Source organism: Citrobacter amalonaticus, from assembly GCF_037053465.1.
GTDB classification, from domain to species: domain Bacteria; phylum Pseudomonadota; class Gammaproteobacteria; order Enterobacterales; family Enterobacteriaceae; genus Citrobacter_A; species Citrobacter_A amalonaticus_H.
This window is the reverse complement of the sequence record NZ_JBALIF010000001.1, coordinates 136,440-148,849: the sequence shown is the minus strand read 5'-3', so window position 1 is coordinate 148,849 and position 12,410 is coordinate 136,440. Positions and strand designations below refer to the sequence as shown.

Below are 12,410 nucleotides of genomic sequence, written 5' to 3'. Positions count from 1 at the left end.
GAGAATACTGGACAATGGGCAATATCGACATCAGACAAGAATCGCCGAGCGCATTCTATATAAAGGTCCACGACACAGATAACGTGGCGATAATTGTTAATGACAATGGCTTGAAAGCCGGGACGCGTTTTCCGGATGGACTGGAACTGATTGAGCATATTCCGCAAGGCCACAAAGTTGCGCTGGTGGATATTCCACTTCACGGCGAAATCGTGCGTTATGGCGAAGTGATCGGCTACGCCGTGCGCGACATTGCGCGCGGAAGCTGGATTGATGAGTCGATGGTCGAACTGCCGAAAGCGCCGCCGTTACAAACGCTCCCTCTGGCGACCAAAGTACCGGAACCTCTGCCGCCGCTGGAAGGCTACACCTTTGAAGGTTACCGTAACGCCGATGGCAGCGTCGGTACCAAAAACCTGCTTGGTATTACCACCAGCGTACACTGCGTGGCAGGCGTGGTCGATTATGTCGTGAAAATCATTGAGCGCGATCTGCTGCCAAAGTATCCGCACGTTGATGGTGTGGTTGGCCTTAATCACCTGTATGGCTGCGGCGTGGCAATTAACGCTCCGGCTGCGGTTGTGCCAATCCGTACCATTCATAACATCTCACTGAATCCTAACTTCGGTGGCGAAGTGATGGTCATTGGCTTGGGTTGCGAAAAACTGCAGCCAGAACGCCTGCTGGAAGGCACTGATGATGTGCAAAGTATTCCGCCAGACAGCGCCAGTATTATCAGTCTTCAGGATGAAAAACATGTGGGTTTCCGCTCTATGGTGGAGGATATTTTGCAGGTTGCCGAGCGCCATCTGGCAAAACTAAACCTTCGCCAGCGTGAAACCTGCCCGGCCTCTGAACTGGTCGTCGGGATGCAGTGCGGCGGTAGCGACGCGTTTTCTGGCGTCACAGCAAACCCGGCGGTTGGTTACGCGTCGGACCTGCTGGTGCGCTGCGGCGCAACGGTGATGTTCTCCGAAGTGACCGAAGTCCGTGATGCGATCCACCTGTTAACGCCGCGAGCCATTAATAAAGAGGTGGGCAAACGCCTGCTGGAAGAGATGGCCTGGTACGATAACTATCTTGATATGGGTAAAACCGACCGGAGCGCCAACCCGTCCCCGGGAAACAAAAAAGGCGGTCTGGCGAACGTCGTCGAAAAAGCGCTGGGATCGATTGCCAAATCCGGGAAAAGCGCGATCGTCGAAGTGCTCTCCCCGGGCCAGCGCCCGACGAAACGTGGCCTGATTTACGCCGCAACGCCAGCGAGCGATTTCGTGTGTGGTACGCAACAGGTCGCTTCCGGGATCACCGTTCAGGTGTTCACCACCGGGCGCGGAACGCCATATGGCCTGATGGCTGTTCCGGTGATCAAGATGGCGACGCGTACCGAACTGGCAAACCGCTGGTACGATTTAATGGATATCAACGCCGGCACCATCGCGACAGGTGAAGAGACCATTGAGGAGGTCGGCCAGAAGCTGTTCGCGTTTATTCTCGATGTCGCCAGCGGCCGCAAGAAAACCTTCTCCGACCAATGGGGGCTGCACAACCAGTTGGCGGTGTTCAACCCTGCGCCGGTGACCTGATAGTAAAAAGGCCGGATAAACATCCGCTTATCCGGCCCTTTCAGAAAATAGCGTTACACACGCACGAGAACCACTTCAACACCGCTCTTACGTAGCCCTTCCAGACTTTCCGGCAGAATGTTTTCGTCGACAATAATCATATCAATGTGCTGGGTATCAATGATTTTATGCAGACTTGAGCGGTTGAATTTGCTGGAATCAGTGACCACGATAATCCGATCCGCTACTTCACACATCCGGCGATTCAGTCGTGCTTCGTCCTCATTATGGGTACTCACGCCACGTTCCAGATCAATGGCGTCAACGCCAAGAAACAGCATGTCGAAGTGGTAATTCTGCAACGATTGCTCGGCCTGATCGCCATAAAAGGACTGCGACTGGCGGCGCAGATGACCGCCAGTCATCAGCAATTCCACCCCCTCGGCTTCGAGTAACGCATTTGCAACGTTCATACCATTGGTCATCGCAATCACGTCTGTATGCTGTCGCATCATTCGCGCAATCTCATACGTCGTGGTGCCGGAGTCCAGAATCACCCGATGCCCGGGCTTGATCAACTCCGCCGCCGCCCGGGCGATATTGCGTTTCACTCCCGTGTTCAGTGAGCTTTTATCTTCGACGGAGGGCTCCACGCCGGGCGTTGTGCTGTCACATATCAATGCGCCGCCATAGGCCCGAACGGCAATCCCTTGCTTTTCCAGAAAGGCCAGATCGTTGCGGATCGTTACCGTGGAAACGCCAAACAATCCTGAAAGATCATTTACCTGTACGCTTCCCTGCTGTCGCAACCGCTGGATGATCTGCTCACGCCTTTCACTGGTGCCTGTCACCCGTTTCTCTCCAGAAGAGTCGGTGTTGCTCATAAGAAATCCTTTGGCTAATTCTTTCGTTTCATTTCGTTTTGCCTATTAACGCCTTTCTATTACCGGAATGCAAGTCGAAAAAAGCCAAGCTGACGGTCAAAACCACTTGCTGAATGCTTTCATTATGTTTCTTTTGTGAAACAGATCGGAAAACCATTATCTTTCGTTTTATTTTCATAAGACCATGATGCAGTATCAAGCGAAACAAAACGAAAGGCACAAGTCACGATTATCTGACCTGGAGAGGAAAGTGAAACATCTGACTGAAATGGTGGAGCAACATAAACACGGGAAGGCGAACGGGATTTATGCCGTTTGTTCCGCACATCCACTGGTACTGGAAGCCGCACTACGCTATGCGCAGGCAAGCCACTCGCCGCTACTGATTGAGGCGACCTCGAATCAGGTGGATCAGTTTGGTGGCTACACGGGGATGACCCCGGCCGATTTCCGCCGCTTTGTCTGTCACATGGCCGAATCACTCGGTTTTCCACAAGATCAGTTGATTCTTGGTGGTGATCACCTCGGCCCCAACCGCTGGCAAAACCTTCCCGCAGAACCCGCCATGGCCAATGCCGACGAACTGATCAGAAGCTATGTCACGGCAGGGTTTAAAAAGATTCACCTGGATTGCAGCATGTCCTGTCAGGGCGATCCGATTCCTTTAACAGATGCCATCGTCGCAGAACGCGCCGCACGTCTGGCGAAAATCGCCGAAGAGACCTGCATAGCCCATTTTGGTGAGTCAGATCTGGTCTACGTGATTGGCACCGAAGTACCGGTTCCGGGTGGCGCGCATGAAACATTAACGGCGCTGGCAGTGACCACGCCCGACGCGGCTCGTGCCACGCTCGAAGCTCATCGACACGCCTTTGAAAAACAGGGGTTAGCCGCCATCTGGCCCCGCATCATCGCCCTGGTTGTCCAGCCTGGCGTTGAATTCGACCATACCCACATCATCGATTACCAGCCGCAGAAAGCTGTCGCGTTGAGCAAGATGGTGGAAGCGTATGACACGCTGGTTTTTGAAGCACACTCCACGGATTACCAAACGCCGCAATCGCTGCGCCAGTTAGTGAAAGATCATTTCGCCATTCTGAAAGTTGGCCCGGCGCTGACCTTCGCGCTGCGTGAAGCGCTGTTTTCGCTGGCCGCCATTGAAGAAGAGTTACTCCCGGCGAAAGCCTGTTCCGATCTGCGTCATGTGCTGGAAAGCGTAATGCTCGACCGCCCGGAATACTGGCAGAGCCACTACCACGGTGACGGTAACACCCGTCGTCTGGCGCGAGGATACAGCTATTCCGACCGTGTTCGTTACTACTGGCCGGACAGCCAGATTGACGAGGCATTCGAAAGGCTGGTGCGCAATCTGGCCGATGACCCGATTCCGTTACCGCTTATCAGTCAGTACTTACCATTGCAGTACGTAAAAGTGCGCGAGGGAGATCTCAGTGCCACGCCACGGGAACTCATCATCAGCCATATTCAGGACATACTGCAGCAGTACCACGCCGCCTGTCAGGGCGTTACATCCCATAACGGATAACAACAAAGAGGAAAACGCAATGCCAAATATTGTACTTAGCCGTATCGACGAAAGGCTCATTCATGGTCAGGTCGGCGTGCAGTGGGTCGGGTTTGCCGGAGCCAATCTGGTGCTGGTCGCCAACGATGAAGTGGCGGAAGACACCGTACAACAGAACCTGATGGAAATGGTTCTGGCAGAAGGAATTGCCGTGCGTTTTTGGTCCCTGCAAAAAGTGATCGACAACATTCATCGCGCCGCTGACCGACAGAAAATTTTGCTGGTCTGCAAATCACCCGCCGATTTCCTCAGGCTGGTTGAAGGTGGCGTCCCGGTCACGCGAATCAACGTAGGAAACATGCATTACGCCAATGGCAAACAGCAGATCGCCAAAACGGTTTCAGTCGATGCGGCCGATATCACCGCGTTTAACGGCCTGAAAGCCGCCGGGGTGGAATGCTTTGTTCAGGGCGTTCCAACGGAACCTGCGCAGGATCTCTTTAAACTCATCTGAGGCCTTCACCATGGAAATTAGTCTGTTACAGGCTTTTGCATTAGGTATCCTCGCCTTCATTGCTGGCCTGGATATGTTCAACGGATTAACACACATGCACCGCCCCGTGGTGCTCGGGCCGCTGGTCGGCCTGATTCTGGGCGATCTGCATACCGGTATTTTAACAGGCGGTACGCTGGAACTGGTGTGGATGGGACTGGCGCCGCTGGCTGGCGCACAGCCGCCTAACGTGATTATCGGCACTATTGTAGGAACAACCTTTGCGATTACCACAGGCGTGAAGCCTGATGTCGCCGTGGGTGTCGCCGTGCCGTTCGCTGTAGCAGTACAAATGGGAATTACTTTCCTGTTCTCTGTCATGTCCGGCGTGATGTCCCGCTGCGATCGCATGGCGGCAAATGCTGACACCGCAGGCATTGAACGGGTCAACTACCTGGCGTTACTGGCACTGGGGATCTTCTATTTTCTGTGTGCGTTCCTGCCGATTTACTTCGGTGCAGAGCACGCGAAAGCGGCCATCGATGTGCTGCCGGAGCGTCTGATTGACGGTCTCGGCGTGGCGGGCGGCATCATGCCAGCCATCGGCTTTGCCGTACTGCTGAAAATCATGATGAAAAATGTCTATATCCCCTACTTCATTATCGGCTTTGTTGGCGCGGCCTGGCTCAAGCTGCCGGTACTGGCTATTGCTGCTGCGGCGCTGGCGATGGCACTGATTGACCTGTTGCGTAAATCCCCGGAACCGACTCAACCTGCGGCACAGAAAGAGGAATTCGAAGATGGCATCTAATCAACATACTCTGCCGACCACTTCCGACAGTGAAGATACGCTGCTTTCCGGCGTAAATGAGAACATCTATGAAGACCAGAGCATAGGTGCAGAGCTGACCAAAAAAGACATTAACCGTGTGGCCTGGCGCTCCATGCTTTTGCAGGCATCCTTTAACTACGAACGTATGCAGGCTTCCGGCTGGTTGTACGGACTGTTGCCGGCGCTGAAAAAAATCCACACCAACAAACGTGACCTGGCGCGCGCCATGAAAGGCCACATGGGTTTCTTCAACACCCATCCTTTCCTGGTAACGTTTGTCATCGGCATTATTCTGGCGATGGAGCGTTCAAAGCAGGACGTCAACAGTATTCAGAGCACAAAAATTGCCGTCGGCGCGCCGCTTGGCGGCATTGGCGATGCGATGTTCTGGCTGACATTGCTGCCGATTTGCGGCGGCATTGGGGCCAGTCTGGCCTTACAGGGTTCCATACTGGGCGCAGTGGTGTTTATTGTGCTGTTTAACGTGGTCCATCTGGGTCTGCGTTTTGGCCTCGCACACTATGCTTATCGTATGGGGGTCGCCGCCATTCCACTTATCAAGGCCAACACCAAAAAAGTGGGCCATGCGGCGTCTATCGTCGGGATGACGGTCATTGGCGCGCTGGTGGCAACCTATGTCCGCCTTAGCACCACGCTCGAAATCAAGGCAGGGGACGCGGTAGTGAAGTTGCAGGCTGATGTTATCGATAAACTGATGCCCGCGTTTTTACCGCTGGTCTATACCCTGACGATGTTCTGGTTAGTACGCCGCGGCTGGAGTCCGTTACGCCTCATCGGTATCACCGTGGTACTGGGCGTTGTCGGCAAATTCTGTCACTTCCTGTAAAGCAAAGAGGTCTTTGATGTTAGGTATTATTTTGACGGGGCATGGCGGGTTTGCCAGCGGCATGGAAAAAGCGATGAAACAGATCCTCGGCGAGCAGCCGCAGTTTATCGCCATCGACTTTCCGGAAACCTCCACCACCGCACTGCTTACCACGCAGCTTGAGCAGGCGGTTGAACAACTGGACGGTGAAGACGATATCGTTTTTCTGACCGATCTGCTCGGTGGGACGCCGTTTCGTGTGGCGTCAACGCTGGCAATGCTGAAACCCGGCCGTGAAGTGATCACCGGCACCAACCTGCAACTCCTGCTGGAGATGGCGCTTGAACGCGAAGGACTCAGCAGTGAAGCGTTTCGTGTGCAGGCGCTGGAATGCGGGCATCGCGGCCTGACCAGCCTGGTCGATGAGCTGGGGCGCTGTCGCGAAGAGCATCCCATTGAGGAAGGGATATGACACAAATTCTGCGTGCCAGACGACTGCTCACGGAACAGGGCTGGCTGGACGATCACCAGTTATGTGTTGAAAACGGTGCTATCACCGCAATCGACCCCATTCCTGCAGGGGTAAGCGTGCGCGACGCAGAGTTATTGTGTCCGGCCTATATTGACATCCACGTCCACGGCGGCGCGGGGGTCGATGTGATGGACGACGTGCCGGATGCCCTCGATAAACTGGCGATGCATAAAGCACGTGAAGGCGTCGCCAGTTGGCTTCCTACCACCGTCACTGCACCGCTGGAGGCGATTAAACGCACGCTGGAACGTATCGCGCAACGCTGTCATGCGGGTGGTCCAGGTGCGCAGGTGCTGGGAAGCTATCTTGAGGGACCATACTTCACGCCGCAGAACAAAGGCGCTCACCCTCCGGAACTGTTCCGGGAACTGGAGATTGCTGAACTGGATGAGTTAATTGCCCTTTCCCGCCATACGCTTCGCGTGGTCGCACTGGCACCGGAAAAAACCGGCGCATTGCAGGCCATTCATCACCTAAGGCAACAGGACGTACGGGTGATGCTGGGACATAGCGCGGCGACCTGGGTGCAAACTCGCGCTGCCTTTGACGCGGGCGCAGACGGATTAGTGCATTGCTACAACGGCATGACCGGGTTGCATCACCGGGAACCCGGAATGGTCGGGGCAGGACTCACCGATCCGCGAGCCTGGCTGGAGCTTATCGCTGACGGTCATCACGTCCATCCCGCCGCAATGAAACTCTGTTGCTGCTGTGCAAAAGAGAGACTGGTGCTGATCACCGACGCCATGCAGGCCGCCGGAATGCCAGACGGAAGCTACTCGTTGTGTGGTGAAAAGGTTGAAATGCAAGGTGGGATCGTCAGAACTGCATCTGGTGGACTGGCAGGTAGTACGCTAACCGTAGATGCTGCAGTGCGTAATATGGTTGAACTTACGGGGACGGCGCCCGAGGACGCGATCCACATGGCCTCGCTCCACCCCGCTCGTTTGCTGGGTATTGATCATCAACTCGGCTCGTTAAAGGTCGGTAAACGCGCCAGTATGATCGCGCTCGACAGTGGACTACATCTCCAGCGGATCTGGATTCAGGGTCAACCCCTCCCCCTTTGACTCTGTCATCTTATCACTTTCGGCCTTCGGTGATACACCGAAGGTCTTTCTTTTCCTTTCGATTCAGAAAACCCTTATGCCATGCTGTTTCTTGCGAAGCATTACATATCAATAAGATAAATGCCAGGCATGAATAACCGATCACAATTTTCGTTTTATTTCATTTTATACAATTGAAGTTTCGATGTCTTTCCTATAGATTTTGATCAAGCGATCATGTGAACAAGTGAAACGAAACGAAAGATAGCGACATTTTGCCAGCGTCTGATGTGGAATTCACAAGACTAAGGACTTACGTTATGTCAGAAACCTATACCACCGCAGCGTCAACAACCGGAACCTGGACAGAAGAAGAGATCCGCCAGCAACCAGGCAGTTGGATCCGCTCGCTGAGAAATATCGACATGCTCAGAAGCGCGCTCGATAACTTTCTCGCGCCATTACTGCGTAAAAACGATCTGCGGATCGTCCTGACCGGGGCGGGAACATCGGCGTTTATTGGTGAGATTATTTCGCCCTGGCTGTCCCATCACACCGGGAAAAATATCAGCGCGGTACCGACGACCGATCTGGTTACCAATCCGATGGACTATCTGAACCCGGCGCATCCGCTACTGCTGGTCTCTTTCGCCCGTTCCGGCAACAGCCCGGAGAGCGTTGCCGCCGTCGAACTGGCAAACCAGTTCGTTCCCGAGTGTTATCACCTTTCCATCACCTGCAATGAAGCAGGGAGTCTGTACCAGAACGCCGCGGCGAGCGATAACGCCTTTGCCCTGCTGATGCCATCAGAAACACACGATCGCGGCTTTGCGATGACCAGCAGTATTACCACCATGATGGCCAGTTGCCTGGCCGTTTTTGCCCCGGATCGCTTTAACAGCCAGAGCTTTCGGGATGTCGCTGACCGTTGTCAGGCCATCATCACGTCACTCGGTGATTTCAGCCAGGGCGTGTTTGGCAATGGCGACTGGAAGCGGATCGTTTATCTCGGCAGTGGCGGTTTGCAGGGCGCAGCGCGGGAATCGGCGTTGAAAGTACTGGAGTTAACGGCCGGTAAAATGGCGGCGTTTTACGACTCCCCGACCGGTTTTCGTCATGGACCGAAATCACTGGTGGATAACGAAACGCTGATCGTCGTGTGTATCTCCAGCCATCCTTACACGCGACAGTACGATCTCGATCTGCTGGCGGAACTGCGTCGCGATGGTCAGGCAATGCGCGTCGTCGCTGTTGCGGCTGAAAGCGATGCACTGATTGAAGCGGGCCCGCATATTCTGCTGCCGCCAGCGCGTCATTTCCTCGATACCGAACTGGCTTTCTGCTACCTGATGTACGCCCAGGTTTTTGCCCTTACGCAGTCTATTGCCGTCGGGAATACGCCGGATAACCCTTCCGCCAGTGGCACCGTTAACCGCGTGGTGCAGGGCGTCGTCATTCACCCCTGGCAGGCATAAGAGGAACCCATCATGAGCATTATTTCCACGAAGTATCTCCTGCTGGATGCCCAGACAAATGGTTATGCCGTTCCGGCCTTTAATATTCATAATGCCGAGACGATTCAGGCGATCCTCGAAGTGTGTAGCGAAATGCAATCACCGGTGATCCTCGCCGGAACGCCGGGCACGTTTAAACATATTGCGCTGGAAGAGTTGTACGCACTGTGTACGGCTTATTCCACAAGCTACGGCATGCCGCTGGCGCTGCATCTCGATCATCACGAGTCGCTGGACGACATTCGCCACAAGGTGAACGCGGGTGTCCGCAGCGCCATGATCGACGGCAGCCACTTTCCCTTTGACGAGAACGTGAAGCTGGTGAAATCGGTCGTCGATTTTTGTCACGCGCGCGATTGCAGCGTTGAAGCGGAGTTGGGCCGTCTTGGTGGCGTTGAAGATGACATGAGCGTGGATGCAGAAAGTGCTTTCCTCACCGACCCACAGGAAGCGAAACGCTTTGTCGCATTGACCGGCGTGGACAGCCTCGCGGTCGCCATTGGCACCGCTCATGGGCTTTACACCAAAAAACCGAAAATTGACTTCCAGCGTCTGGCTGAAATCCGCGAAGTGGTGGATGTTCCACTGGTGCTGCATGGCGCAAGCGATGTGCCTGATGAATACGTCCGCCGCACCATTGAACTGGGCGTGTGTAAGGTGAATGTCGCGACAGAGCTGAAAATTGCTTTCGCTGATGCCGTGAAAGCCTGGTTTGCTGACAATCCTCAGGGCAACGATCCACGTTATTACATGCGTGTCGGCATGGATGCAATGAAAGAGGTAGTAAGAAGCAAAATCACTGTTTGCGGTTCGGCCAACAAACTCTTGGCCGATCGCGACTTAAAGTAAACAGATCGGCATTCAGTATCATTAATCCAAAGCGTTATCTAATAAATATCAGGTAGCGCTTTCTTACCCGATAGCAGAGGAGGATAAATCGATTACATTACGCTGAATAACGTTATGAATTATATGAATGCGATGCGGTAAGAATAATATATTTCAATCATTTCAGTCATTCAATTATTTTATGGTGAGGATTTACGTATGGGCAGTCCTAATATCTTATTAACCCGTATTGATAACCGATTAGTACATGGTCAGGTAGGTGTCACCTGGACATCGACAATCGGCGCCAATCTGCTAGTCGTTGTGGATGATGATGTCGCTCAGGATGAGATTCAACAGAAATTAATGGGCATTACCGCGGAAACCTACGGCTTTGGTATCCGATTCTTTTCCATAGAAAAAACCATCAACGTCATTGGTAAAGCTGCGCCACACCAGAAAATATTCCTGATTTGCCGTACCCCGCACACCGTCAGAAAGTTACTTGAGGGCGGCATTACACTCAACGATGTAAACGTCGGCAATATGCATTTCTCTGAAGGTAAAAAACAGATCAGCAGCAAGGTGTATGTTGACGCACAGGATCTTGAAGATCTGCATTTCATTAAAGAACACGGCGTGAACCTCTTTATTCAGGATGTCCCTGGCGATCAAAAAGAATCGATCCCGGCGTGAATAGCAGGTCAACATTTTCATCGTAAAGGGATTTATTGATTTGAGGTGCTAAAAATGCATGAAATAACGCTCCTGCAGGGAATATCCCTGGCGGCATTAGTCTTTTTTCTGGGAATCGATTTTTGGCTGGAAGCTCTGTTTTTATTCCGCCCCATTATTGTTTGTACGCTCACCGGCGCCATCCTGGGTGATATTCATATCGGTTTGATTACAGGCGGTTTGACTGAACTGGCCTTTGCCGGTCTGACTCCGGCGGGAGGCGTGCAGCCGCCCAACCCCATCATGGCGGGACTGATGACCACGGTTATTGCCTGGTCTACCGGTGTGGATGCCAAAACCGCCATCGGCCTCGGCTTGCCGTTCAGCCTGCTGATGCAATACGTCATCCTGTTCTTCTATTCCGCCTTTTCACTGTTTATGTCCAGGGCCGATGGCTACGCAAAAGAGGCAAATACCCGCGCTTTTGCCCGTCTGAACTGGCTGACAACGCTGATTGTCGCCTGTTCTTACGCCATTATCGCCTTTCTCTGTACTTATCTGGCGCAGGGTGCCATGCAAGCGTTAGTGAAAGCGATGCCCGCCTGGCTCACGCATGGCTTCGAAGTCGCAGGGGGCATTTTGCCTGCCGTGGGTTTTGGTTTGCTACTGCGGGTGATGTTCAAAGCGCAATACATTCCTTATCTGATCGCCGGTTTCCTCTTTGTTTGCTACATCCAGGTCAACAACCTTCTCCCGGTCGCCGTGTTGGGTGCAGGCTTCGCAGTATATGAATTCTTCAATGCCAAAGCGAAACAACAGGCACAGCCCCAACCTGTCGCCCATAAAAATGATGATGAAGAGGATTACAGCAATGGGATCTGAAATCAGTAAAAAAGACATTACCCGTCTGGGTTTTCGTTCCTCCCTTTTACAGGCGAGCTTTAACTATGAAAGGATGCAGGCGGGCGGCTTCACCTGGGCGATGCTGCCGGTTCTGAAAAAAATCTATAAGGATGATAAGCCTGGCCTGAGCGCGGCGATGAAAGATCATCTGGAGTTCATCAATACTCACCCGAACCTGGTCGGTTTTCTGATGGGGTTGTTGATCTCCATGGAAGAAAAAGGTGAAAACCGCGACACCATTAAAGGTCTGAAAGTAGCGTTGTTTGGCCCTATCGCCGGGATCGGCGACGCCATTTTTTGGTTCACGCTGTTACCCATTATGGCGGGTATCTGCTCCTCTTTTGCCAGCCAGGGAAACTTACTGGGGCCAGTCCTGTTTTTTGCCGTTTATCTGATGATCTTTTTCCTGCGTGTCGGCTGGACGCACGTCGGCTATTCGGTCGGGGTCAAAGCGATTGATAAGGTAAGGGAAAACTCACAGATGATCGCCCGTTCCGCGACGATCCTCGGGATCACGGTCATCGGTGGTCTGATCGCCTCCTATGTACATATCAATGTCGTGACCTCTTTTGCCATCGACAGTACCCATAGCGTGGCGCTGCAAAAAGACTTCTTTGATAAGGTTTTCCCGAACATTTTGCCGATGGGATACACGCTGTTGATGTACTACCTGCTGCGAGTGAAAAAAGCCCACCCGGTCCTGCTCATTGGCGTGACCTTCGTGCTTTCTATTATCTCTTCCGCATTGGGCATTTTGTAAACCGAACGGGGGTAATGCACCTTT

At 53.2% G+C, this 12,410-nt stretch carries 13 protein-coding genes; 12 read left to right on the top strand and 1 reads right to left on the bottom strand.

Annotated features, from left to right (window positions below; all coding sequences use genetic code 11):
• Nucleotides 1-14: 14 nt before the first annotated feature.
• Complete coding sequence (garD, locus tag WB371_RS00735; protein WP_336218220.1) at nucleotides 15-1,586, top strand: galactarate dehydratase; 1,572 nt, start codon at nucleotides 15-17, stop codon at nucleotides 1,584-1,586.
• A 53-nt stretch (nucleotides 1,587-1,639) separates the two neighbouring features.
• Here the strand turns inward: garD and WB371_RS00730 are convergent, their stop codons facing one another.
• Nucleotides 1,640-2,449, bottom strand: a complete 810-nt coding sequence (locus tag WB371_RS00730) for a DeoR family transcriptional regulator (RefSeq protein ID WP_336218219.1) — start codon at nucleotides 2,447-2,449, stop codon at nucleotides 1,640-1,642.
• A 268-nt stretch (nucleotides 2,450-2,717) separates the two neighbouring features.
• Between WB371_RS00730 and kbaZ the strand changes: the two genes are divergently transcribed.
• The 11 genes from kbaZ to agaD all read left to right on the top strand — a co-directional run bounded on the left by kbaZ (nucleotide 2,718) and on the right by agaD (nucleotide 12,386).
• Entirely contained in the window at nucleotides 2,718-3,995 is a 1,278-nt protein-coding gene (gene kbaZ / locus WB371_RS00725) for a tagatose-bisphosphate aldolase subunit KbaZ (protein WP_336218608.1), read from the top strand.
• 19 nt (nucleotides 3,996-4,014) lie between these two features.
• Nucleotides 4,015-4,488: a PTS N-acetylgalactosamine transporter subunit IIB gene (gene agaV / locus WB371_RS00720; RefSeq protein WP_336218218.1), complete on the top strand. Its 474-nt coding sequence runs from the start codon at nucleotides 4,015-4,017 to the stop codon at nucleotides 4,486-4,488.
• A 10-nt stretch (nucleotides 4,489-4,498) separates the two neighbouring features.
• Nucleotides 4,499-5,278: a PTS N-acetylgalactosamine transporter subunit IIC gene (gene agaW, locus WB371_RS00715; RefSeq protein WP_336218217.1), complete on the top strand. Its 780-nt coding sequence runs from the start codon at nucleotides 4,499-4,501 to the stop codon at nucleotides 5,276-5,278.
• Nucleotides 5,268-6,146 (top strand): PTS N-acetylgalactosamine transporter subunit IID, encoded by an 879-nt coding sequence (gene agaE / locus WB371_RS00710; RefSeq protein WP_336218216.1) that lies wholly within the window; start codon nucleotides 5,268-5,270, stop codon nucleotides 6,144-6,146. Before agaW ends, agaE begins: the two co-directional genes overlap by 11 nt.
• Nucleotides 6,147-6,162: 16 nt before the next feature.
• Nucleotides 6,163-6,597 (top strand): PTS galactosamine/N-acetylgalactosamine transporter subunit IIA, encoded by a 435-nt coding sequence (gene agaF / locus WB371_RS00705; protein ID WP_336218215.1) that lies wholly within the window; start codon nucleotides 6,163-6,165, stop codon nucleotides 6,595-6,597.
• Nucleotides 6,594-7,727, top strand: coding sequence for an N-acetylglucosamine-6-phosphate deacetylase (gene nagA / locus WB371_RS00700; protein ID WP_336218214.1), 1,134 nt, complete (start codon nucleotides 6,594-6,596; stop codon nucleotides 7,725-7,727). Before agaF ends, nagA begins: the two co-directional genes overlap by 4 nt.
• 299 nt (nucleotides 7,728-8,026) lie before the next feature.
• On the top strand, nucleotides 8,027-9,181 hold the full coding sequence (locus tag WB371_RS00695; protein WP_336218213.1) for an SIS domain-containing protein: 1,155 nt from the start codon (nucleotides 8,027-8,029) through the stop codon (nucleotides 9,179-9,181).
• A gap of 12 nt (nucleotides 9,182-9,193) precedes the next feature.
• A complete protein-coding gene (kbaY, locus tag WB371_RS00690; protein WP_336218212.1) occupies nucleotides 9,194-10,069 on the top strand; it encodes a tagatose-bisphosphate aldolase subunit KbaY in 876 nt (291 codons plus the stop codon).
• A gap of 198 nt (nucleotides 10,070-10,267) precedes the next feature.
• The gene (gene agaB / locus WB371_RS00685; protein WP_336218211.1) at nucleotides 10,268-10,744 is read left to right on the top strand and encodes a PTS galactosamine transporter subunit IIB; all 477 of its coding nucleotides are present in this window, start codon (nucleotides 10,268-10,270) and stop codon (nucleotides 10,742-10,744) included.
• 54 nt (nucleotides 10,745-10,798) lie between these two features.
• Nucleotides 10,799-11,605, top strand: coding sequence for a PTS galactosamine transporter subunit IIC (agaC, locus tag WB371_RS00680; RefSeq protein ID WP_336218210.1), 807 nt, complete (start codon nucleotides 10,799-10,801; stop codon nucleotides 11,603-11,605).
• Nucleotides 11,595-12,386: a PTS galactosamine transporter subunit IID gene (gene agaD, locus WB371_RS00675; RefSeq protein WP_336218209.1), complete on the top strand. Its 792-nt coding sequence runs from the start codon at nucleotides 11,595-11,597 to the stop codon at nucleotides 12,384-12,386. The genes agaC and agaD overlap by 11 nt, the downstream gene beginning before the upstream one ends.
• Nucleotides 12,387-12,410 lie beyond the last annotated feature (24 nt).